The 21,725-nt window shown below is 74.4% G+C and carries 16 protein-coding genes, 4 tRNA genes and 1 pseudogene; 9 read left to right on the top strand and 12 right to left on the bottom strand.

Going from position 1 to position 21,725, the window contains the following annotated elements; genetic code table 11:
• Nucleotides 1-139: 139 nt before the first annotated feature.
• Nucleotides 140-1,543 carry a sensor histidine kinase gene (locus ACZ4Z1_RS37125; protein WP_468491079.1) on the bottom strand — a complete coding sequence of 468 codons (1,404 nt, stop codon included), beginning with the start codon at nt 1,541-1,543 and terminating at the stop codon, nt 140-142.
• Nucleotides 1,544-1,767: 224 nt separating this feature from the next.
• Nucleotides 1,768-2,442, bottom strand: a pseudogene (locus ACZ4Z1_RS37120) (response regulator transcription factor); the annotation flags it as partial.
• Between the two features lie 190 nt (nt 2,443-2,632).
• Between ACZ4Z1_RS37120 and ACZ4Z1_RS37115 the strand changes: the two are divergent.
• The 4 genes from ACZ4Z1_RS37115 to ACZ4Z1_RS37100 all read left to right on the top strand — a co-directional run bounded on the left by ACZ4Z1_RS37115 (nt 2,633) and on the right by ACZ4Z1_RS37100 (nt 6,342).
• Nucleotides 2,633-3,199: a hypothetical protein gene (locus ACZ4Z1_RS37115; RefSeq protein WP_468491078.1), complete on the top strand. Its 567-nt coding sequence runs from the start codon at nt 2,633-2,635 to the stop codon at nt 3,197-3,199.
• Nucleotides 3,200-3,413: 214 nt separating this feature from the next.
• Complete coding sequence (locus tag ACZ4Z1_RS37110) at nt 3,414-4,772, top strand: aminotransferase class III-fold pyridoxal phosphate-dependent enzyme (protein WP_468491077.1); 1,359 nt, start codon at nt 3,414-3,416, stop codon at nt 4,770-4,772.
• 190 nt (nt 4,773-4,962) lie between these two features.
• Nucleotides 4,963-5,640, top strand: coding sequence for a GntR family transcriptional regulator (locus tag ACZ4Z1_RS37105; RefSeq protein ID WP_468491076.1), 678 nt, complete (start codon nt 4,963-4,965; stop codon nt 5,638-5,640).
• Between the two features lie 51 nt (nt 5,641-5,691).
• Complete coding sequence (locus ACZ4Z1_RS37100; protein ID WP_468491075.1) at nt 5,692-6,342, top strand: hypothetical protein; 651 nt, start codon at nt 5,692-5,694, stop codon at nt 6,340-6,342.
• A gap of 113 nt (nt 6,343-6,455) precedes the next feature.
• Here the strand turns inward: ACZ4Z1_RS37100 and ACZ4Z1_RS37095 are convergent, their stop codons facing one another.
• The gene (locus tag ACZ4Z1_RS37095; protein ID WP_468491074.1) at nt 6,456-7,190 is read right to left on the bottom strand and encodes an SLATT domain-containing protein; all 735 of its coding nucleotides are present in this window, start codon (nt 7,188-7,190) and stop codon (nt 6,456-6,458) included.
• 303 nt (nt 7,191-7,493) lie between these two features.
• Between ACZ4Z1_RS37095 and purD the strand changes: the two genes are divergently transcribed.
• From purD to ACZ4Z1_RS37080, 3 genes are all read left to right on the top strand, one after another.
• Nucleotides 7,494-8,786 carry a phosphoribosylamine--glycine ligase gene (purD, locus tag ACZ4Z1_RS37090; protein WP_468491073.1) on the top strand — a complete coding sequence of 431 codons (1,293 nt, stop codon included), beginning with the start codon at nt 7,494-7,496 and terminating at the stop codon, nt 8,784-8,786.
• A gap of 455 nt (nt 8,787-9,241) precedes the next feature.
• The gene (locus ACZ4Z1_RS37085; RefSeq protein ID WP_468491085.1) at nt 9,242-11,227 is read left to right on the top strand and encodes a hypothetical protein; all 1,986 of its coding nucleotides are present in this window, start codon (nt 9,242-9,244) and stop codon (nt 11,225-11,227) included.
• A 290-nt stretch (nt 11,228-11,517) separates the two neighbouring features.
• Entirely contained in the window at nt 11,518-12,996 is a 1,479-nt protein-coding gene (locus ACZ4Z1_RS37080) for a N,N-dimethylformamidase beta subunit family domain-containing protein (protein WP_468491072.1), read from the top strand.
• A 103-nt stretch (nt 12,997-13,099) separates the two neighbouring features.
• On the opposite strand, the gene ACZ4Z1_RS37075 is transcribed toward ACZ4Z1_RS37080, so the two are convergent.
• Nucleotides 13,100-14,020: a LysR family transcriptional regulator gene (locus ACZ4Z1_RS37075; protein ID WP_468491071.1), complete on the bottom strand. Its 921-nt coding sequence runs from the start codon at nt 14,018-14,020 to the stop codon at nt 13,100-13,102.
• 101 nt (nt 14,021-14,121) lie between these two features.
• Between ACZ4Z1_RS37075 and ACZ4Z1_RS37070 the strand changes: the two genes are divergently transcribed.
• Both ACZ4Z1_RS37070 and ACZ4Z1_RS37065 read left to right on the top strand, forming a co-directional pair.
• Nucleotides 14,122-15,477: an MFS transporter gene (locus ACZ4Z1_RS37070; RefSeq protein WP_468491070.1), complete on the top strand. Its 1,356-nt coding sequence runs from the start codon at nt 14,122-14,124 to the stop codon at nt 15,475-15,477.
• A 162-nt stretch (nt 15,478-15,639) separates the two neighbouring features.
• Complete coding sequence (locus ACZ4Z1_RS37065) at nt 15,640-16,542, top strand: phosphoribosylaminoimidazolesuccinocarboxamide synthase (RefSeq protein WP_468491069.1); 903 nt, start codon at nt 15,640-15,642, stop codon at nt 16,540-16,542.
• A 141-nt stretch (nt 16,543-16,683) separates the two neighbouring features.
• Here the strand turns inward: ACZ4Z1_RS37065 and ACZ4Z1_RS37060 are convergent.
• The 8 genes from ACZ4Z1_RS37060 to ACZ4Z1_RS37025 form a co-directional block, all read right to left on the bottom strand.
• Nucleotides 16,684-16,756: transfer RNA gene (locus ACZ4Z1_RS37060), tRNA-Gly, on the bottom strand.
• Nucleotides 16,757-16,790: 34 nt separating this feature from the next.
• Nucleotides 16,791-17,450, bottom strand: a complete 660-nt coding sequence (locus ACZ4Z1_RS37055) for a response regulator transcription factor (protein WP_468491084.1) — start codon at nt 17,448-17,450, stop codon at nt 16,791-16,793.
• Between the two features lie 271 nt (nt 17,451-17,721).
• Entirely contained in the window at nt 17,722-19,122 is a 1,401-nt protein-coding gene (locus tag ACZ4Z1_RS37050) for a sensor histidine kinase (protein WP_468491068.1), read from the bottom strand.
• Nucleotides 19,095-19,922: an ABC transporter permease gene (locus ACZ4Z1_RS37045; protein WP_468491067.1), complete on the bottom strand. Its 828-nt coding sequence runs from the start codon at nt 19,920-19,922 to the stop codon at nt 19,095-19,097. Before ACZ4Z1_RS37045 ends, ACZ4Z1_RS37050 begins: the two co-directional genes overlap by 28 nt.
• Nucleotides 19,919-20,902 carry an ABC transporter ATP-binding protein gene (locus tag ACZ4Z1_RS37040; protein ID WP_468491066.1) on the bottom strand — a complete coding sequence of 328 codons (984 nt, stop codon included), beginning with the start codon at nt 20,900-20,902 and terminating at the stop codon, nt 19,919-19,921. The genes ACZ4Z1_RS37045 and ACZ4Z1_RS37040 overlap by 4 nt, the downstream gene beginning before the upstream one ends.
• A 246-nt stretch (nt 20,903-21,148) precedes the next feature.
• Nucleotides 21,149-21,221 (bottom strand) — tRNA-Gly (locus ACZ4Z1_RS37035).
• 75 nt (nt 21,222-21,296) lie between these two features.
• Nucleotides 21,297-21,368: transfer RNA gene (locus ACZ4Z1_RS37030), tRNA-Gly, on the bottom strand.
• A 45-nt stretch (nt 21,369-21,413) separates the two neighbouring features.
• Nucleotides 21,414-21,485, bottom strand: a tRNA-Gly gene (locus ACZ4Z1_RS37025).
• Nucleotides 21,486-21,725 lie beyond the last annotated feature (240 nt).

The following is a 21,725-nucleotide window of genomic DNA, read 5'->3' as shown; positions in this document are numbered from 1 at the left end:
GGACGAACTCCCACTCGGCATCTGAGAGCTCATGTCGACGTATCACCCGACCATGATCCACCATGCAAGATCATTTGAAGACACCGCCTAGGGCGCTCCTGACCGGAGGGGGCGGCCGGGGCCGGGCGGCCGAGGGCCGTCAGGCGCTTCGGCCCGGGACCGCCGGGCCGAAGCGGGCCGTGACGCGTGCGCCGCCCCCGGCCGCCGTGCCGCACTCCAGCGAGCCGCCCGACTCCTCCGCCGCCCGGCGCACGATGTCCAGGCCCAGGCCCGTCGAGCCGCCGCCGCTGCGGCCGCGCTCCGGGACGTGCCCGGCGGGGAATCCGGGACCGTCGTCCTCGACGGTGAGACGGCAGCCGCCACCGTTCTCGCGGGCGACCGTGACGCGCAGCCCGGCGCCGTCCGGGGTGTGGTCGAAGACGTTGCCGATCAGGGCGTCCACGGCCGCGGCCAGCCCGGCCGCGTCGGCCCGTACGACGACGGGATCGTCAGGAGCCTGAAACCCCAGCTCGCGGCCCTGGTCCTCCGCCAGCGGGCGCCAGAAGTCGGCACGTTCGCGGGCGGCGGCGGCCAGATCGGCGCGGGCCGGGTGCTGCGCGGCGCGGGCCGGTGACATGCCCGCCTCCGTGCCCGCCGTACCCCGCCGGGCCGCGCGCAGCGGTTCGCGTGCCGTACGGATGATGTCGTCGACGCTGCGCTCCAGCGCCGCCACGTCCGCCGCGATCCGCTCCGCCTCCGCCGGGTCGCGCAGCCCCTCCGCGTCCAGGCGCAGCGCGGCGACGGGGGTGCGCAGCCGGTGCGCGAGGTCGGCCGCGTTCTCCCGTTCCGCGGCCAGGAAGCCGTCGATACGGTCCGCCAGGTGGTTCACCTCGCGCGCCACCGCACGGAGCTCGGGCGGACCGGACGGCTCGGCGCGGGCCGCCAGGTCACCCGCGGCCAGCCGGTCGGCGACCTGGGACAGACGGCGCGCCGAGCCGACCAGTCGGGCACCGAGCCGGTCGGCGACCAGCAGCCCGAGCAGGACCAGCGCCACCCCGATCCCGGCGATCTCCAGCGACGAGGCCAGCGTGCCCGCGTACAGCTGGCTCTCCGACAGGGCGACGAGAACGACCGCGGTGCCGCCCGCCACCCCCTGCACGGGCACCAGGACGGTACGGCCCCCTGAGGGCGGCTCGTACGTGAACGCCCTCCCGTAGCGGGCCAGCCGGACCGCGTCGGTGACGGGCGCGGCGGGCCCGAGCACCGCTCCGTCGGCGAGCACGACCGAGGTACGGGGGAGGCCGGGGCCGTTGGCCGAGTCGACGATGCCCGCGGCGGCCCGGCGCGCGTCCGGAGTCCCGCCGGAGCCGCCACCCTGTGCCCCGCCCGGCGCGCCGGCCAGCGCCTGACCGACTCCGGTGGCCAGCGAGTGGGCGCGCGAGGTGGCGTCGGCGGTGGCCCGGTCGGCGGCGTGGCTGCGGGTGAGCAGGGCGAGCGGGACCAGCAGGGCGGCGAGGACGAGCGCGGTGGTCGCGGCGGTCAGGAGGAGCAGGCTGCGGCGCATGGTTACGGCTTACGGGGCGGGGTGCCGCCCTCGGGGGCGGGGTGCGGGGCGTGCGCGGGGCCCGGGGCGTTCGCCGGGATCGCGCCGTCCGCCGGGGCCGGGCCGCCCGCCGCGTCCGGGGTGTTCGAAGGGGCCGGGTCACCCGAAAGGGCCGGGTCGTCCGAAGGGGCGTCCGAAGGCGCCGGGACGTCGGAAGGGCCCGGACCTTCTCCCGCCTCCGTGTCCGGCGCCGCCAGTTTGACCCCCACCGTCCGGACCGTGTGCAGATAGCGCGGCCGCTGCGCCGTCTCGCCCAGTTTCCGGCGCAGCCACGACAGGTGGACGTCCACCGTCTTGTCGGCGCCGCCCAGCGGCTGCTGCCACACCTCCGCCAGCAGTTCCCGCCGGGAGATCACCTGGCCCGCGCGGCGCGCCAGGTAGGCGAGCAGGTCGAACTCGCGCGGCGTCAGGTCGAGCGGCGCGCCGTCCAGGGACACCTCGCGCGCGGCCGCGTCCACGCGCAGGCCGCCGACCCGCAGTGCGGGCTCCGGTTCGGCGGTGCCGAGGCGGCGCAGCACCGCCTTGATGCGGGCGTCCAACTGAGCAGCGCCGAAGGGCTTGACGATGTAGTCGTCGGCACCGTCACCGAGGACCGCGACCATGTCCGGCTCCTCGTCGCGCGCGGTGGCGACGATCACCGGTACGTCGCTGACGGCCCGCAGCATCCGCAGCACCTGCGCCCCGTCCACGTCCGGCAGTCCGAGGTCCAGGACGACGAGGTCCGGGCGGTCCGTCACGGCGGCGTCCAGGCCGGACATGCCGGTCGCCGCGGTGGCCACGGCATGGCCGCGGTCGCGCAGCGCGCGCAGCAGCGCGCCGCGGAGCTGGGGGTCGTCCTCGACGACGAGGAGGTGGGACATGCCCGTCACCGTAACCAGGCGCGCCGCCGCGGCGGGAGACGACGCGGGCGGACGGCACGTGCCGGGCCAGGGGTTTGTCCGCGCCTTAACCGGACGTTAGGAAAGGGTGCGGGAGGGTGGCGGCGACGGTGACACCGGACGTACGGCCCCCCCGGGGGCCGTACGGCACGACGGCAGGAAGGACGGCGCGATGGCGTGGCGCAGTGTGGCGGCGACGGCGGCCTGGGTGTGTGCGGTGGCCGCGGCGGGCGGTCTCGGCGCCTGGTCGCTGGCGAGTGCCGACACCGGTGAGCGCAACGCGCGGGCCGTGCCGCTGGACGACGGGGGCGTACGGGACAAACTCGCCGCGGCCCGCGCCGCCTCGCCGGAACCGGGCTCCCCGAAGCCGGGGCCGGGTTCCGGTTCGTCCTCCGGCCCGGCTGGGTCCGGCCCACCGTCCGGCACCGCACCCGGCCCCGCCTCCGGTACCGCCCCCGGTTCCCCGTCGGCCCGGCCCGCCGGCGGCGGAACGGTTCGCCTGGCCGGAGGCAGCGCCACCGCCGAGTGCCGTACGGACGGCCGCGTCTACCTGACGGTCTGGAGCCCGGCCACCGGTTACCGCGCGGACGACGTACGGCGCGGTCCGGCCGCCACCGCCGCGATCGAGTTCGAGCCGCTCGACGACCACTCCGACGACGACCACGCGTACACGCTCCACTGCGGGGCGGACGGCCGCCCGCAGGCCGTGCCCGCCCCGGACGACGACGATGACGACTGAGCCGCCGCCCTGAGCCGCCACGACTCGGAAACATCCTCCGCCTCGTCCGCCCCACCCGTCCTGGAGCTTCCTACAGCCCCACCGACAGACTGTCTGCGCCCGTGGTGAGCGCCATACACAGTGTCGGTACCTCGCGTCACGCGGTGCTCCGTAGGCTGAAGGCGTCCGCCGTACCGTGCCCCCTGGCGGGCCCGAGCGATCCGAGGTAGTGACCGTGACCACGACGCAACCCGACCCGGCAGCCGGCGCGGCGGTGCAGGCCGCCGACCGCGCGCACGTCTTCCACTCCTGGTCCGCGCAGGGTCTGATCGACCCGCTGCCGGTCGCCGGCGCCGAGGGCTCGTACTTCTGGGACTACGACGGCAACCGCTACCTCGACTTCTCCTCCCAGCTGGTCAACACCAACATCGGCCACCAGCACCCGAAGGTCGTCGCCGCGATCCAGGAGCAGGCCGGCAAGCTGTGCACCCTCGCGCCGGGCTTCGCCGTGGACGTCCGCTCCGAGGCCGCCCGGCTGGTCGCCGAGCGCACCCCCGGCGACCTCGACAAGATCTTCTTCACCAACGGCGGCGCGGAGGCCGTGGAGAACGCGGTCCGCATGGCCCGCCTGCACACCGGCCGCGCCAAGGTGCTCTCCACCTACCGCTCGTACCACGGCGCCACCGCCGCCGCGATCAACCTGACCGGCGACCCGCGCCGCTGGCCCTCCGACACCGCCTCGGCCGGTGTCGTGCACTTCTGGGGACCCTTCCTGTACCGGTCACCCTTCCACGCGGAGAACGAGGCCCAGGAGTGCGAGCGCGCCCTCGCGCACCTGGAGGACACCATCGCCTTCGAGGGGCCGCAGTCGATCGCCGCGGTCATCCTGGAGACCGTCCCCGGCACCGCCGGGATCATGGTTCCCCCGCCCGGCTACCTGGCTGGCGTCCGCGAGATCTGCGACCGGTACGGCATCGTCTTCATCCTCGACGAGGTCATGGCGGGCTTCGGCCGTACGGGCCGCTGGTTCGCCGCCGACCACTTCGGTGTCACGCCTGACCTGCTGACCTTCGCCAAGGGCGTCAACTCCGGCTACGTACCGCTGGGTGGCGTCGCCATCTCCGCCGAGATCGCCGCCACCTTCGACCAGCGTCCCTACCCGGGCGGCCTGACCTACTCCGGGCACCCGCTGGCCTGCGCTTCCGCCGTCGCCACGATCAACGCGATGGCCGAGGAGAAGATCGTGGAGAACGCCGCGGAGATCGGCGAGCGGGTCATCGGACCCGGACTGCGCGCCCTCGCGGAGCGGCACCCCTCGGTCGGCGAGGTGCGCGGACTGGGCGTCTTCTGGGCGCTGGAGCTGGTCAAGGACAAGGAGACGCGCGAGCCGCTGGTCCCGTACAACGCGTCGGGCGCGGCCAACGCCCCGATGGCCGAGTTCGCGGCGGCCTGCAAGCGCGGCGGCCTGTGGCCCTTCGTGAACATGAACCGTACGCACGTCGTCCCGGCCTGCACCGTCTCGGAGGCCGAGGCGAAGGAGGGCCTGGCGGTCCTGGACGCGGCCCTGTCGGCGGCGGACGCGCACACGCGCTGAATCCGGGGGGGCGGGGCCGCCGGACCGGCCCGGCGGCCCCCCCCGTCCCGGGCCGCCCCCGCGCCACCGTCGCCCCGCCCGTCCCCCTCGCCTATCGTGAGGGCGAGGGCCGCTCTCCTTGCGCGGTCTACGGACCATGCGGTCGCACGGGCCCCCGGGGCCCACGCGGCCGCCGAAGGAGACGGACACGATGCCCGCCGGCCCAGGCAGCGCAGTCATACGGCGCAACACGCTGCGCCAGCAGATCGCCGACGCGCTGCGCGACGAGGTGCTGGCCGGACGGCTGCCCTGCGGAGACCAGTTCACGGTCAAGGAGATCGCCGAGCAGTACGGGGTCTCCGCGACACCCGTACGCGAGGCGCTGCTCGACCTGTGCGCCCAGGGTCTCCTCGACGTCGAACAGCACCGCGGCTTCCGCGTGCACGCCTTCACGGCCGAGGACTACCGGGCCATGGTCGAGGCGCGCACCCTGATCGTCGAGGGCATCTTCCGCACCCGCGCGAAACGGGCGCTGAGCACCGCGTCGCCCGCGGTGCTGATGTCCATCAGGCGCCGCGCTGAGGAGGCCGAACGGGCCGCGCGGGCCGGTGACTTGGACGTACTGATCGGGTACGACCTGCGCTTCTGGCGCGAACTGGGCAGTCTGGTGGGAAACCCGTACATCAGTGACTTCCTGGACCGGGTGCGGGTCCAGAGCTGGGTCTTCGCCGTACCGCTGCTGCGGCGCGAGGCGGACCTGCGCGGCCGGCTGTGGCACGGCCACCGCGATCTGGTCGGCGCCGTCGTCCGGCACGACCTGCCCGAGGCGCAGCGGCTGGTGCGCGAGTACAACGAGCACTCCCTCGCTCTCGTCGGTGGCCCCGGGTAGCACTACGCTGTCCCGACCGCCCCCCACCCGACCGGAAGCGAGCCTCATCTCGTGGCATGTGACCTGTGGCTGGTCCCCCTTGTCGATGTGCTGTGCCACAGCCCCGACAACCCCTTCTCCGAAGAGATCGCCGCCTACGACCAGGCGCTCACGGAGGCGGGACTGCCGCCCGTCCCCGTCTTCAGCTACATGCCCGGCCTGTCCGGGGACGTCGCCCCCGTAGCGGGCTTCGACTACGACGCGCTGCACTTCCTGCGGCGCGCGTACCTGCTGCGGATCTGCGGGCTCGAAGTGACGCCGGTGGACGAACTGGGCGGGGACTACGAGCAGTTGCTGGAGATGTTCGAGACCACGGCCCAGGAGTCCCACCTGGTCTGGCACTACGACCACGCCGGGGCGTACGTTCCGGTCGATTTCCCGCACCCGCTGGCCACCGACGAACTGCTGGAGGGCGGCGGTCCGCTGGGCTCCGCGCACGGCCTGCTGCGCGATCTCGAACTGGTCGCGCCATCCATCGGTATCGATCCGGCCAATCCGCCGGCCGCGCCGCAGCCGCCCTCGCGGCCCACCACGCTGGAGGAACGGGTGGAGGGGCCGCCCCTCGATGACGGCCCGTTCGCGCGGGAACGGCACGTCTGGCTGGGGCTGCACGCCGCGGCGACCCGCAGTCTGGGCCAAGGGTCGATGATCGTGTTCAGTTGATGGTGGCCGGTGGCCGGTGGCCGGTGGCTGGTGGCCGGTGGCCGGTGGTTGGTGACCGCACGTGCACCGGCGCGCGCCATTCGCGCCCGCCCGGCGTGCGAGCGGTGTACGCCTCAGCGCGGTGACTCGGGTGGCCGCTGCCGCGGCATGTTCGGGCGGGTGCCCGGCGGGAGCGTGATCCGGCCGGGCTGCGGGCCGCCGGGCTCCGGGCGCTGACCCCACTGCGCGGTAGCCCGCGCGGCCGGCGGCAGCGGGCCCGGGCGGAACTGGGCCATCCAGTCGGCGGTCTCGGCCCGCACCAGCTCCGCGATGTCCTCGTTGAACCGGCGCAGGACACCCAGGCAGCGCTCCGCCGCCTCGCCCGCCGTGCCCTCCGTAGGGCCGAGGACCTCGCGCACGTTCTCCGAGGCCCAGTCGAACTGGAGGGCCTCCAGCCGCCGTTGCACCGCCTGCGCTGTCGCCACGTCCCGCATCCAGCCCGCGGTCACCCCGAAGAACCGGTCGCCGGCCACGCACGCGGCCGCCACCAGCAGCGCCAGATACCCCCACTTCGCGCCCCCGGGCGCCACCCCGGTCAGATCGAGCAGCGGCATCAGGCCGCCCGTCGCCACGCCGGCCGCGGCCCCCAGGCGCAGCGCCCGCGCACCGCGCCGTTTGGCCACCCGGTCGTGCAGGTACCAGGAGGCGGCCCGCAGGGCACCCTCCTCGACCCAGTGGTACAGCTCGTCGAGGCGCTCAGCCGGCTCGCCCCAGTCCCCGAGCGGGAAGGGGCGGCTCCCCAGATCACCGCGGCCGCCCCCGCGCTCCTCCCGAGGGAGCCCCTCGGGCTGCATCTCCGGCTGACTCACCCGTGCACTCCCTCATGCAGATACGTGCGGTGCGCGCGGTACGTACGAGACGGCCGGTGCGCATCCACCTTCCTACCGCCGAACGGTGGGCCTCGCCCCCAAGATCGCTTTATTTCCGCCCGGAAGTGGTGCGGAATCAGGTATAGGGCCATGCCCGCTCTCACTCGAAAGAGTGGCTACTGCCCGGCGTCGTACGGTTTCCCCGCCTTCCGCCCGTCTCGTCCCCCGCGGGCCCCGCCCGGCCGTACGGGGCCCGCGGGGGCGCCGCCCCGCCCCGGCGCCGGCGGCGACTAGGCTGCTCACGTGAAGGTCCTCGTCATCGGCGGCGGCGCCCGCGAACACGCCCTGTGCCGCTCACTGTCCCTCGACCCCGACGTCACCGCGCTGCACTGCGCCCCCGGCAACGCCGGCATCGCGGAAGTGGCCGAGCTGCACACCGTCGATGCCGTCGACGGCGCGGCCGTGGCAGACCTGGCGCAGCGCCTGGAAGCGGACCTCGTGGTGGTCGGCCCCGAGGCGCCGCTGGTCGCCGGGGTCGCCGACGCCGTCCGCGAGCGCGGCATCCCGGTCTTCGGGCCGTCCGCGCAGGCGGCCGAACTGGAGGGCTCCAAGGCGTTCGCCAAGGACGTGATGGCCGCCGCGGGGGTGCCCACCGCCCGCAGCTACCTGTGCACCACCCCGGAGGAGATCGACGCGGCGCTGGACGCGTTCGGCGCTCCGTACGTGGTCAAGGACGACGGCCTGGCGGCCGGCAAGGGCGTCGTGGTCACCGAGGACATCGAGGCCGCCCGCGCCCATGCGCTGGCCTGCGCGGGGGCACCTCCCGCGCCGTCCGGGCGGCGCGGGAGCGTCGTCATCGAGGAGTTCCTGGACGGCCCCGAGGTCTCCCTGTTCGCCGTCACCGACGGCGAGACCGTCGTACCGCTGCAGCCCGCCCAGGACTTCAAGCGCGCCCACGACGCCGACCAGGGACCGAACACCGGCGGCATGGGCGCCTACAGCCCGCTGCCGTGGGCCGACCCCAAGCTGGTCGACGAGGTGCTGCAGACCGTCCTGCAGCCCACCGTCGACGAACTGCGCCGCCGCGGCACGCCCTTCTCCGGGCTGCTGTACGCGGGCCTGGCGATCACCTCGCGCGGCGTGCGCGTCATCGAGTTCAACGCGCGCTTCGGCGACCCGGAGACCCAGGTCGTGCTGGCCCGGCTGCGTACCCCGCTGTCCGCGCTGCTGCGCGCCGCCGCGACCGGCACGCTCGCCGCGCTGCCGCCGCTGCGCTGGAGCGACGACGCCGCGGTGACGGTCGTGGTGGCCTCGCACAACTACCCCGGTACGCCGCGCACCGGCGACCCGATCGGCGGCCTGACCGAGGTGGCGGAGAAGGACGCGCCCGGCGCGTACGTCCTGCACGCCGGCACGAAGCAGGACGCCGCCACCGGCGAGGTCGTCAGCGCGGGCGGCCGGGTGCTGTCCGTGACGGCCGTCGGCGCCGACCTGGCCGCGGCCCGGGAGCGCGCCTACCGGGCGCTCGGCCGGATCACGCTGGACGGGTCGCACCACCGTACGGACATCGCGGCGCGGGCGGCAGGGGAGAGCTGAGGGGCGGCGTACGGCCCTGGCCGGCTCCCCGCCTGCTGCTGTTCTGCCCCCGGGCCCGCCCGGGGGCAGTGTGCGGTCGGGGGCCGCTCCGCGCCCGCTACGTCCCGTTCCGGACGACCTGGGCGACCCGGACGAATGTGGCCGGGATGGGGCTCCCGGCTTTACCCAAAGCCATTCCATCGAGTGACCGCACCGCCATCCGGCTGACGGGGAGGGAAGCCCCAACTAGGGTTCCCCGCAAGCGTCGAGCGGCGCCCGTGCCGCCCCGCGGCCCGGCTGCCGCGACGGCGTCCGGCAAGTGGCTCACCGGCATTGCGATGTCAGTGGCCGGTGCCACAGTGGTGGAGAGTGAGCAACGCCGCCGGAAGCCGTCAGCGGCCCCGGCACCGTTGCCCCGCTCTTGTCGTCCCGTGTTCTCTTCGTCCCGTTGATCAGGGCAGCAGGGGGTGTACAGGCTGGTGGCAGGTCCGGAAGCAGGAGCAGAGGCGGCGCGCGCCCGCGCGCTCGCGGTGCTGCGGATCCGCGGCGCGGCGCTGGGCGTGGCCCTGGTGCCCGCGGCGGTGGCCGTGGTGCTGCTCGTCGGCGGCCTCACCGGCCGGATCGGCCGCGCCGACCCGGTCACGAGTTCCAGCGGCTGGGACACGGCGCGCTGGGCCGTGACGGGCCTCGCGCTGGTCGTGCTGCTGCTGGCGGCGCTGGTCACGACCGTCATCGTGCGGGCCCGGCCCGCGCTGAGCCCGTCGGTCCCGATAGCGGAGTCCTCGGCCCCCGACCTGTACCGCCTGGTACGGGACCTGGCCGACCGCCTGGGGGTGCCCGCGCCGTCCGCGATAGCCCTGACGCCCGACTGCGACAGCTGGCTGGAGGACCGTACCCACCGGGCGCACGCCCCGCCACGCGGCCGCGCGGCGCGCGGGGGCGTGGGGGAGGCGGCGGGCGCGGGAGCGCGTGACGGCGCGCGCGACGTGCAGGCGCCGGTCCTGGTGATCGGATCGCCGTTCATGTGGTGGATGCGGGTCGCCGAGCTGCGGGCGCTGCTGGCGCCCGTCGTGGCCGGCACCGGCCCCTCCGCCAACCCGGACATAGCCGCGGCCCGCCGCTTCGTACGGGGCCTGGACGCCGCGGTGGCGGTCTCCGCGCGCGCCAGGAGCCCGCTGGCCGCACCGGCGCCCGCGTTCGTCGGCTGGGTCGCGCGGCTGCTGCTGCGGGCCTGCCGCGAGCACGCCCTGGAGATGGAGCGGTGCGTGGCCGCCGCCGCGTCCGAGCGCGCCCAGAGCGTGGACTACGGCCTGCGCATCGTCGCCCAGGAGCAGGTCGGCCTGGCGTACGCGGGCTGGGACCGCCTGCTGACCCGGGTCGCGCTGCCCGCCTGGCGGATGGGCCGCTGGCCCTCCCGGCTGGACGCCGGGGTGGTCTCCGCGCTCACCGAACTGTCCCGCCGCGACCGTCTGGCCGAAGGTTTCGCCTCCCGCCTGGGCGAGCGCCCGGCGTGCGACCTCCTGGAGGAGCCCGGCGCCGTGGACCGCGCCGCCTCCCTCCTGGCCGCCCGGCTCTTCCACGGCGGCCCGGCCGAGCCGGGACCCGACTGGTCCCCGGTCGGCTGGCAGCAGTATCCGGAAGAGGTCGTGGACCGCAAGTGGCGCCAGGAAGCGGCCCGGCTGCACCGGGTCCTGGACGCGCTCCCGCTGGTCCCGGGCGACGGCGCGCGGTCCTCGCGCCCCCCGGCGGCGCCGGAGCGGCCCGCCCGGTCCGCTCGGTCTGCCCCATCCGAGTTCCCCATACCCCGCCCGGTCCCCGGGGACCTGACGGTGGAGCCGCCCGGGCCCGACCCCCAGCCGCGACCCGACCCCCACCCCCAGCCGCGACCCGTGGCCCGTCCCCACCCCCACCCGGAGCTCCAGCCGGAGCCGGCGTCCGAGCCGGAGCCCGAGCCGTCCGCCCCGTCCGTCGACCCCGGCCCGGAGAGCTCCGGCCCGACGCTGATACGGGTCATCGAACGCCTGATGGCGCACGAGCGCGCGGGTGACCTCGTCGCCGCCCGGCTCGGTGCCGAGGTGGCGCGTGAGGAGCGCGCGGAGGCGGAGCGCCAGGCGGCCCGCAAGACCGCGGCCGACGGCCCGGACGCGGGCGTGCCGGGCGTCACCTGGGGCGACGGTCTCGCCGACGGGCTCCCGCTGTTCCCGATGCAGCCCCCGCGCACGGGCCGTGAGCTGCTCGCCGACCACGTGACCGCGATGGTGTGCTGTGCCGCCGTGGACACCGCCGGCGCCGCCCCCGGCCTGGACTGGCTCGACGGGCCGGTCCTGCTGGTCGACGGCGTGCGCCGTTCGGACCTGGGCCACCCGGTGCTCCGGCTCGTCGACGACGGTGACGCCGGTCCGCTGGGCGACTGGCTCGGCGAGGTCGGGGTGCGGCCCGAGAAGCCGGTCCGGCTCGTGTGAGGGGCGCCAAGGGCGCGCAGGGAGCGTACGGGGGCGCATTCGGGGGCATGAAGAAGCCGAGTGCGCCTGTTGTCGGCACCTGCTGAGCATCACCCGCACGACCGGGCTGAATGTTCCCCTCCCGTTCGTCGTTCATGGCCGGAACCCTCGCGAATTCACGACGAAGGGTGACGGTGCAAGTGCGTAATGTGATGTGCTGGGGGTGGCCCCAGTCGTTCAATCGAGCACGAAATCTGAGTGCCGCGGCGGCCTGCTCAGTCGGCGGGGGGACGCAGGGAGGGGAGTACGAGGTGGGGACGGAGCAGATCCGGCGCTGGGAGTCGGGAGCGCTTGCGCACGCGGTCACGGATCCGTTCGGCCAGGGCCCGCTGCCCTGGCTGCGCGGCAGTGAGAACTACTTCGACTCCGGTCAGGTGGTCCCCTGGTACGTCGACCCGGCGGTGGCCCCCGGCGAGAAGCGCCTGCCCTCGCCCCGCTCCAGCGCGGGCCCCCGCACGGCCGATGACGTACGGCAGCAGATCAAGGGCTTCGTGAGCACCGGCGCGGTGGCCCCCGGCGAGGCCATCGACTTCCGCGTCTCGGTCGACCCGCCGCAGCCCTTCAGCATCGACATCTACCGCATCGGCCACTACGCGGGCACCGGCGCCGCCAAGATCACCACCAGTCCCCGGCTGGCCGGCATCGTGCAGCCCGCGCCGCTCGCCGCCGACCGCACGGTCTCCTGCCACCACTGGTGGCTGTCCTGGCGCCTCCAGGTCCCGACGTACTGGAAGCTGGGCGCCTACGTCGCCGTCCTGACCACCGCCGACGGCCACCGCAGCCACGTCCCCTTCACGGTCCGCGACGCCCACCCCGCCGACCTCCTGCTGCTCCTGCCCGACATCACCTGGCAGGCCTACAACCTCTACCCGGAGGACGGCCGCACCGGCGCCAGCCTGTACCACGCCTGGGACCCGGACGGTTCGCTGCTCGGCGAGGCGGACGCCGCCACCACCGTCTCCTTCGACCGCCCGTACGCGGGCGCCGGCCTGCCGCTGCATGTGGGCCACGCCTACGACTTCATCCGCTGGGCCGAGCGCTACGGCTACGACCTCGCGTACGCCGACGCCCGCGACCTGCACGCCGGGCTGGTCGACCCGTCCCGCTACCGCGGTCTGGTCTTCCCCGGCCACGACGAGTACTGGTCCCAGCCCATGCGCCGGACCGCCGAACTGGCCCGCGACAGTGGCACCTCGCTCGTCTTCCTGTCCGCCAACACCATGTACTGGCAGGTCGAACTGGCCCCGTCGCCTGCCGGTCCGGATTCGCTGCTCAGCTGCCGAAAACGGCAGGGGCCCGGCCGTCCGGCCCTGTGGCGCGAGGCCGGAGACCCGGAGCAGCAGCTGATGGGCATCCAGTACGCCGGCAGGGTCCCGGAGCCCGCGCCGCTGGTCGTCCGCAACGCCGACCACTGGATGTGGGAGGCGACCGGAGCCCACGAGGGCGACGAACTGCCGGGCCTCGTCGCCGGCGAGGCCGACCGCTACTTCCCCCGCACGCCCCTGCCCGAGCACAGCCACCGGATCCTGCTGGCGCACTCCCCGTACGAGGACAGCGAGGGCACCCGCCGCCACCAGGAGACGTCGCTGTACCGGGCCCTGAGCGGCGCCCTGGTCTTCGCGTCCGGCACCTTCGCCTGGTCACCGGCCCTGGACCGCCCGGGCCATGTCGACGAGCGCGTCCAGCGCGCCACGGCCAATCTGCTCGACCGGATCTGCAAGCGCGACTGAACCGGAGCGGCGGGGGCCTGTCCCGGGGGCTGCGGACCCGGTACGACGGACCCGGTACGAACGGGCCCGCCACCGACACGCCCCGCCGATACCGCTCCCGACGCTAGCGCGCCGCGAACGGCCCCAGCTCCCGTGCCAGTGCCACCGTCAGGGCGCGGAAGATCCGCACCTCGGGGTTGGGGTCGCCCGCCCGCGTCGCGAGCACGCTGTGCGCGCACGGCGCGTCCAGCACCGGCACGTACACCGTCCCGGGCCACGGGTAGTAACGGGCGAAGGACTTCAGCCCGGAGCCCGCCCCGCGGCCCGCCGCGACGCTCGTCAGCACGTCGTGCGGGGTCAGCGCGCAGTCCGGGGCGCGGCGCTCGCCCTCGTCGAAGTACAGGTAGTCGGTGAACGGCCGCGGGGTGTGCCGGGGCAGCCGCAGGTACGGCAGGTCGATGATGTCCGCGACCCGTACGCCCGTCGCCGCCGCGTCCGCCAGCTGCGAGGCGGCCGGGACCGCGACGATCCGCTGCTCGGTGGTCAGGACGTCCACCTCGATGTCCTCGCTCTGGATCGCGGGCCGTACGAAGGCGACGTCCACCCGGTCCTCGCGGAGCGCGCTGCAGTGCTCGGTGAAGGTCAGCTGGACCAGCTTCAGCGGGACGTCCGGGCGGGCCCGGCGGAAGGCGTTGACGGCCGCCGGTGTGACCTCGGCCGAACCGTGCCCCATCACCCCCACCCGCAGGCCGCGAGCCGTCAGGGACGACGCCGCCGAGGCGCGCTGCGCCGCCTCGGTCACGTCCTCCACGGCGGCGTTCGCGGCGGCCAGCAGCGTACGGGCGTGGGAGGCCAGCCGCTGCCCGGCGGCAGTCGGCCGTACGGGGCCGTTGCCGCGGTCCAGCAGCCGGGTGCCGAGCTCGCGCTCCAGCTGCTGCACGTGCTGGGTGACCGCGGCCGGCGACAGGAAGAGCCGCGATGCGGCCCGTCCGAAGTGTCCTTCCTCGACCACCGCCAAGAAGGAAGACAGCCGTCGCAGGTCCATAGGTGCCACGATAAAACGCGCGGGCGTCCGGCTCGGGGGGCCGTTCACGATTCCTGAACGGAGGCGGCGCCGGAGGCCTCCGGCCTCGTACAACGGCTCTCATGAGCACGCCCGCCGCCGACCCCGGTACCGATCCCCGCATCGAAGCCCGCGCCGATTCCCCTGCCGATCACCGCATCGCTCCCTCTACCGATCACTGCACCGGCCCCCGCACCGGCCCCCGCACCGACTCCCGCCCCCGCCCCCACCGCCACTGGCTGCGCGCCGGCTGGCTGATGACCGCCTCCGGCTGGAGCGCCAACCAGTTCTCCGCCCTCCTCGGCGCCTACCGTGACGACCTGGGCCTGACCACGGCCACCACCACTGCCCTCTTCGCGGTGTACGTCCTCGGCCTGATCCCCGGGCTGCTGCTGGGCGGCCCGCTGGCCGACCGGCGCGGCCGGCGCCCGGTCGTCTTCACCGCGCTCGCCACCGCCGCCGTCGCGACCTGCCTGCTGATGGCGGGCCCGGCCGCCGCCTGGCTGCTGTGGCCGGGCCGTTTCCTGACCGGCCTCGGCGCGGGCGCCCTGCTCACCGCGGGCAGCGTCTGGATCAAGGAGCTCTCGTCCGCCCCGTACGACCCGGCCACCCCGCCCGGCACGGCGGCCCGCCGCTCCGGACTCTTCCTCTCGGCGGGCTTCGCCTCCGGCGGGCTGGCCGCCGCGCTGATCGCCCAGTGGGCGCCGCACCCGATGGTCACCGCGTACATCCCGCATCTGGTGCTCTCGGCGGTGGCCGCGGTGGCGGCCGCCCGTGCGCCGGAAACGGGCCGTACCGGGGCAGCACCCGGCCCAGTCGTCGGCGAGGCACGGACGACCGCCACCGCCGAGACGCGCTCCGCCGCCCACCAGCCGTCCGGTGCGCCCTTCCGGCGGCTGGTCGTCCCGGTGGCACCCTGGGTGTTCGCTGCCCCCACCATCGCCTTCGTGACGCTCCCCGGGCTCGTCGGCGCCCGTCTGGACGGCTGGCAGACCGTGTACGCGGGTGTCGCCACCGCCGTGACCCCCGGCGCCGGGCTCCTCGTGGCGCCCCTCGCCCGCCGGCTCGCCGCCCGGCACCGCTTCGCCACCGCCGCGGCCGGGCTGGCGGCCGTCGCGCTCGGCCTGGTCGTCGCCGCCGTCGCCGTCGCGGCCAGCCAGCCCGTCGTGGCGCTGATCGCCGCCATGGTGCTCGGCGGCGGTTACGGGCTCTGTGTGGCGTACGGGCTGACCGAGGTCGCCGCCCTGGCGCCGCCGCACCGGCTGGCCCGCCTGACCGCCCGCTTCTGGACCCTCGCCTACCTGGGCTTCTTCGCCCCGTACGTGATCACTCTGCTCAGCGCGCTGGTCCCGCCGCCCGCCGTCCTCACGGGCGCCGCGGTGCTGGCCGTCCTCACCCTCGGTGCGGTCACCCGCGCGGCGCGCCGCGACCGAGTCTGAGCCGGGTCCGCCCGGTCCTGGCCCGGCCTGACCCGCCCGTGCCCGGCGCCCCACCCCGAACGGCCGCCCGCAACCGGCCACCTCAGACCCTGCGACGCCGTTCCCATCCCGCATGCGGAAGAATCGGGGCGAGGGGCCTGGATCAACCTACGCGGAGGCAGCGTGTCCGGTTTTGTAGAAAAGCCCGAGGCAGTGGAGGTACCGGGGCTCACCCACCTCCACACCGGCAAGGTGCGCGACCTCTACCAGAACGTCGACGGCGAGCTGATCATGGTCGCCAGCGACCGTATGTCCGCCTACGACTGGGTGCTGCCCACCGAGATCCCCGACAAGGGACGCGTGCTGACCCAGCTCTCCCTGTGGTGGTTCGACCAGCTCGCCGACCTCGTCCCCAACCACGTGCTGTCCACGGACCTGCCCCCCGGCGCCCCCGCGGACTGGGAGGGCCGTACGACGGTCTGCACGTCGCTGGCCATGGTCCCGGTGGAGTGCGTCGCCCGTGGCTACCTCACCGGCTCCGGCCTCGCGGAGTACGAGCAGACCCGTACGGTCTGCGGGCTGGCGCTGCCGGAGGGGCTGTCCGACGGCTCGGAGCTGCCCGGGCCGATCTTCACCCCCGCCACCAAGGCCGCCGTCGGGGAGCACGACGAGAACGTCCCGTACGAGGAGGTCGCCCGCCAGGTCGGCGCCGAGGTCGCCGCCCAGCTCCGGCAGACCACCCTCGCCGTGTACGGGCGCGCCCGCGACATCGCCCGCGAACGCGGCATCGTCCTGGCGGACACCAAGTTCGAGTTCGGCTTCGACGGCGAGCAGCGGCTGACGCTGGCGGACGAGGTCCTCACCCCGGACTCCTCGCGCTTCTGGCCGGCGGACGAGTGGCAGCCGGGCCGGTCCCAGCCGTCCTTCGACAAGCAGTTCGTCCGCGACTGGCTGACCTCGCCCGCCTCCGGCTGGGACCGCAGGAGCGAGCAGCCGCCCCCGGCCCTGCCCCGGGAGACGGTCGAGCGCACCCGAGCCAAGTACATCGAGGCGTACGAGCGGCTCACCGGGCTGGCCTGGTCGTGACGTACGGGCGGGGAGTGACACCACTCCCCGCCCGCGCCGCCGGTAATGCCCGTACCGCTGGTACCGCCAGTGCTGCCCGTACCGTCGGTACCGCCCGTATGGCGAAAGGCCCCGGTCGCGATGACCGGGGCCTTTTACCTGAGCGGACGACGAGGCTCGAACTCGCGACCTCAACCTTGGCAAGGTTGCGCTCTACCAACTGAGCTACGTCCGCCTGCCCCGCGCTCTGCGGCGCGGTGCGGGCTCCACTATAGCCAACCTCGGGCGCGGGCGATGCGCGCTGCCGCGTGACGGTTCTCCGCGCACAGCTTCGCGGCGGCCGAGGAGAGGTAGTTGCGCACCGTTCCCGGCGACAGCGCGGCCCGCTCCGCGATCTCCGCGATGGGCGCGCCGTTCTCCGCGTACTCCAGCACCTCCGCCTCCCGTACGGTCAGCGGCGAGTCCCCGGCGCTGATCGCGTCGGCCGCCAACTCCGGGTCCACATAACGGTTTCCGGCGTGCACCGTGCGGATGATCTCGGCCAGCCGCTGGGCCGAGACGGTCTTCGGGACGAACCCCCGCACCCCCGCCTCCAAGGCCCGCTTCAGATGGCCGGGGCGACCGTGACTGGTCACGATCATGGTCCGGCAGCCGGGCAGCCGGCTGCGCAGGGATGTGGCCACCGCCACACCGTCCAGCCCCGGCATCTGCAGATCCAGTACGGCGATGTCGGGACGGTGGGCCAGTGCCATCGCCAGCGCCTCCGGTCCGGAAGCGGCCTCCGCCACCACCTGGAGGTCGTCCTCCAGCGCCAGCAGCGCCGCCAGCGCACCCCGGATCAGATGCTCGTCGTCAGCGAGCAGCACCCGCAGCGGCGCCGGAGCCCCGGCCGAGCCCGGAGCCCGTGCCTCGTCCGGGACCCCTGTCACGTCCGGGACCCCGGCCGAGTCCGGAGCCCCAGCCGCTTCGGGACCCTCCGCCGCGTCCGGCCCACCTGCCGCTCCCGGAGCCTCCGCCGCGCCCGGTCCCTGACCGCTCTCGCCCTCCGGCACCCGCTCGGACATCCGCCCCGGCTCCTCCGCCCGCTGCGCCTCCGCCATGGTCTCCGCTTCCCTCACGTCGTTCCGTCCCCGCGGCCGGGGCTCCCGGTGGTGCCCGGCGCCTCACGGCCGGTCCGTGCCCGCGCCGCCCGGTCCGTCCTCACAGCGATCCCCGCGTCCCGGCGGCCCGCCCGTCCACGGCGGCCTCCGGCACGTACCCGTCCAGCTCGTCCTTCTCCAGCGGTACGTGGGCCCGCAGCCAGAAACGTCCGTCCGGCCGGGGGCCGACGGTCAGGGTGCCGCCGAGGGCGGCGAGCCGTTCCCGCAGGCCGGCGATGCCGCTGCCGCCGCCGCGGTGCACGGCGTCCGCCACCACGCCGTCGTTCTCCATCGTGAACACCACCGCCGGACCGGGCCCCGCCGCCGTGGCCGCCCGCCCGGCACCGGCCGGGCCGGTGCCGGTGACCCGCAGCGTCAGCCAGCAGGTGGCCGCGTTCGCGTGCCGCAGTACGTTGGTGGTGCCTTCCCGTACGACCCAGGCCAGCACCGACTGCACCTGCTGCGGCACCCCGGCACTGTCCTCCTGGTCGATGAGGCACTCCACCCCGGCCGCCCGGAGCACCGCCCGGGCCCCGGCCAGCTCCACCTGAAGGTCGGCCTCCCGGTAGGCGCGCACCACGTCCCGTACCTCCCGCTGGGAGTCCTGGGCCAGCTGCTGCACCTCCGCCATCTGGTCGGCGGCCTCCGGACGGCCCTTGCGAGCCAGCCGTACCCCCAGCTCGCTCTTGAGGGCGATCACGGCCAGGTTGCGGCCGACCACGTCGTGCATGTCGCGTGCGAACCGCAGCCGCTCCTCGGTGACGGCCAGCCGTGCCTGATCGCCCTTGGCCTCGTCCAGCTCGCGCATCGCGGCGAGGATCCAGGCCCAGCTGCGGCACGTCAGCGCGGCGAAGGCCGCGGAGAAGGCGAAGGCGAACGGCAGGCCCCACGCGTACTTGAGCGGGACGCCCGCAAGGGCCAGCCCCGCCACGGTGAGCGCCGAGGCCACGACGCAGGCCACCGCCTGCCAGCGCTTCCTGATCACCAGGGAGAGGAGCGATCCGGCGGGCAGGGCGGGGAACAGCATCGCCGTGGAGTAGAGCGACACACGTATCGGCAGGCTGGTGGCGAAGGCCGTCACCAGGACGACCGACACGGCCGACAGCACCCCCGAGGCGGCGATCAGCCGCCACGGCGCGGGGGTGCCGTACACGTAGTGCGAGAGTCCGCGTCGTACGCCGGGTACGTAGACCCCGCACTGCACGAGCCCCAGCACCACCGCCGGCAGGATCAGCGTCGGAGAGCGGTGCGCGTCGGCCGCCGCGGTCAGGAGCGGCGCCGCGAGCCAGCCGATCCACATCAGCCACGGCGAGACGTACAGCGTCCACCGCGCCCACAGATAGACCTGCGCGACCCTGCCGCGCCCCCGCAACTTGCGCAGCTGCCCGTGGAACACCGGCCCCGCACCCCCGTCGTCCACATTGCCGTACATCGTCAGTGCCGTGGCTCCCAGCGGAACCACCGACGTACAGCAAACACCGCGAGCCCGGCCCAGACCAACGCGATGACCAGTCGCTTCACCGTTTCGGTGAGGTCGCCGTCGGCGAGCCAGCCGTCCCGTATCAGCCCCATCACCGGGGAGAGCGGCAGCAGCTCCAGGACGGTGGCGACCTTGTCGGGGAGGATGTCCAGCGGCACGATCATCCCGGAGCCGCCCATCGAGACGAAGACGAACGGCATCGTGGTCAGCTGGGCCGCCTCGGCGGTCTTGGTGATGCCCGTGGAGGCGGCGGCCATCGCCACCGATATCAGCATGCCCAGGAGCACGCCCAGCACGACCAGGTGCGGGGCCCGGGGAGCGCCCGTGTGCAGGACGAGTCCGCCGAGCACCGCCAGCAGGACGATCTGCGCCAGCCCGAGGAGCACCGCCGGCAGCGCCGACCCGGCCAGGATCTCCCGGTCCGTCAGCTCACCGCAGCGCAGCCGCTTGAGCACCAGCTCCTCGCGCCGCGTCACCAGCGATCCGGTGACGGACGAGTACACCGCGAAGAGCAGGACGAAGCCGATGGTTCCCGGCAGCAGCACCGTGCCGACCGACAGGCCGTTGGCCTGCAGCGGCATCTCGGAGACCGCCTGCTGCATGGCGAAAGCCATGATCAGCGGCATCAGCAGCGTCATGAACAGCGCGGTCTTGTTACGGCCCAGGAGGGTCAGTTCGGCGCGGAACAGCGCGGTCAGCCGCTCCCGCGCTCCCGTACGGGCGGCCGTCGCGGAGCCCGTACCGGGCCGTTGTCCGACGGCCTTGACGTCGGTGACGCTCACTTGTCCTCCAAACCCTTGGCGATCCGCAGGAACGCCTCTTCCAGCGATGCCGAGCGGGCGTCCAGCCCCCGCAGCTCGACTCCCTCGTCCCGCGCCCAGGTCAGCACGCCGGTCGCGGCCCGTTGCAGGTCGGAGGTCCGCAGCCGCAGGATCCGGCCCGCCGTCTCGTGTCCCTCGACGCCCAGCTCCGGCAGCGGCGGCAGGTCGTCGACCGTGTAACCGGGGGGCAGTTCGAAGGAGATCTGCGCGGGGTGGGTGGCCACCACGTCCGCGACGGTGCCGGCCGTCGCGATCCGGCCCTGGTGCATGATCGCGAGGCGGTCGGCCAGCTCCTGGGCCTCTTCCAGGTAGTGCGTGGTCAGCACGACCGTCGTGCCGCCCGCCCGCAGTTCGCGGATCAACTCCCAGGTCGTGTGGCGGGCTTCGGTGTCCAGGCCGGTGGTCGGCTCGTCGAGGAAGAGCACCTCGGGCCGTCCCAGCGTCGCCGTGGCCAGGTCCAGCCGCCGCCGCTCGCCGCCGGAGAGCTGCTTGACCCGTACGTCCTTGCGCTTGGTCATGCCGACGGTGGCCAGCGCCTCCTCGGCCGGCCGGGCGCCGGTGGTGGCACCGGCCCACATCCGTACGGTCTCCTCCACGGTCAACTCCGCGGGGAACCCGCCTTCCTGGAGCATCGCGCCGACCCGCGGCCGGACCTTCGCGCGCTCCGTGTACGGGTTGTGTCCCAGCACCCGCACCGTGCCGCCGGTCGGCGCGGCCAGGCCCTCCAGGAGCTCCAGGGTGGAGGTCTTGCCCGCCCCGTTCGTCCCCAGCAGGGCGAACAGCTCGCCGCGGTCCACGGAGAAGTCGATGCCCCGCACCGCCTCGAAGGCCGTCGCGCCCTTCTTGCCGCCCTGGGCCTTCCGGCCGCCCCCGGACGGTCCGTACCGTCTGCGCAGGCCCGTGACGTCTATCACGCGCTCGCTCGTGTCCCCGATGTTCATGCTTCAAGGCTCCCGCCGGAACCGGGCGCCGGGCAGTGCGGCTTGTCATCACCGCAGATGACAAATGTCAGGAAGGGCGGGGGAAGGGCGTCCGGAGGGAGACGGAACCGTGCCCGGGCGGTCGGGGTCCGGTCCGCGGCGGGCGGAGCCCGGTCCGCGGCGGGCGGAGCCCGGTCCGGCGCGCGGCCGGGCCCGGATGCGCAAAGACAAAAGACCCCGGTCGCGATGACCGGGGTCTCTTTCCTGAGCGGACGACGAGGCTCGAACTCGCGACCTCAACCTTGGCAAGGTTGCGCTCTACCAACTGAGCTACGTCCGCATGCATCCGTCCGGCTTTCACCGGGCGGCGCGACAGCTACTTTACCTGATCCACCGGAGTGGTCGGTACTGCCGGAGCGGGTGACAGGGATCGCACACTGCGCCTCCCCCTTGGAAAGGGGGCGCTCTACTACTGAGCTACACCCGCATGACCACCATCAATCGGCTCGTGAGAACCGGTTGATGCTGTCAGAGCGGGTGACAGGGATCGCACACTGCGCCTCCCTCTTGGAAAGAGGGCGCTCTACTACTGAGCTACACCCGCGTGACTCCTCGGGATCCGGCCTTTCGGCCTCGCCCCTCGGCGTGCTCCAGACTCTAGCTGATCAACGGGGGTGCTGTGCAACTCCGCTGCGGGACAGCCGAAACCGGCCCGTGGGCCGGCCGCCGCCCGGCGCCCGGCGTCTCCCCCCGGGGCGCCCCTACCCCCCGGACCCACACCCACCCAGGGAAGGAGGGGAGGGGGGGAAGAGGGGGGGGGGAGGGGGGCGTGGGGGGGGGTGTG

The sequence above is a fragment of the Streptomyces sp. NPDC030165 genome (genome assembly GCF_055573595.1).
Note: the sequence above shows the minus strand (reverse complement) of the source record. Positions and strands in the feature narration are given on the sequence as shown.

Excerpts from the sequence above, each read along its gene's own strand:
- ACZ4Z1_RS37070 (WP_468491070.1), top strand. The coding sequence starts at position 14,122 with ATGAGCACGCCCGCCGCCGACCCCGGTACCGATCCCCGCATCGAAGCC.
- ACZ4Z1_RS37115 (WP_468491078.1), top strand. The coding sequence starts at position 2,633 with ATGGCGTGGCGCAGTGTGGCGGCGACGGCGGCCTGGGTGTGTGCGGTG.
- ACZ4Z1_RS37075 (WP_468491071.1), bottom strand. The coding sequence starts at position 14,020 with ATGGACCTGCGACGGCTGTCTTCCTTCTTGGCGGTGGTCGAGGAAGGA.
- ACZ4Z1_RS37125 (WP_468491079.1), bottom strand. The coding sequence starts at position 1,543 with ATGCGCCGCAGCCTGCTCCTCCTGACCGCCGCGACCACCGCGCTCGTC.
- ACZ4Z1_RS37105 (WP_468491076.1), top strand. The coding sequence starts at position 4,963 with ATGCCCGCCGGCCCAGGCAGCGCAGTCATACGGCGCAACACGCTGCGC.
- ACZ4Z1_RS37040 (WP_468491066.1), bottom strand. The coding sequence starts at position 20,902 with ATGAACATCGGGGACACGAGCGAGCGCGTGATAGACGTCACGGGCCTG.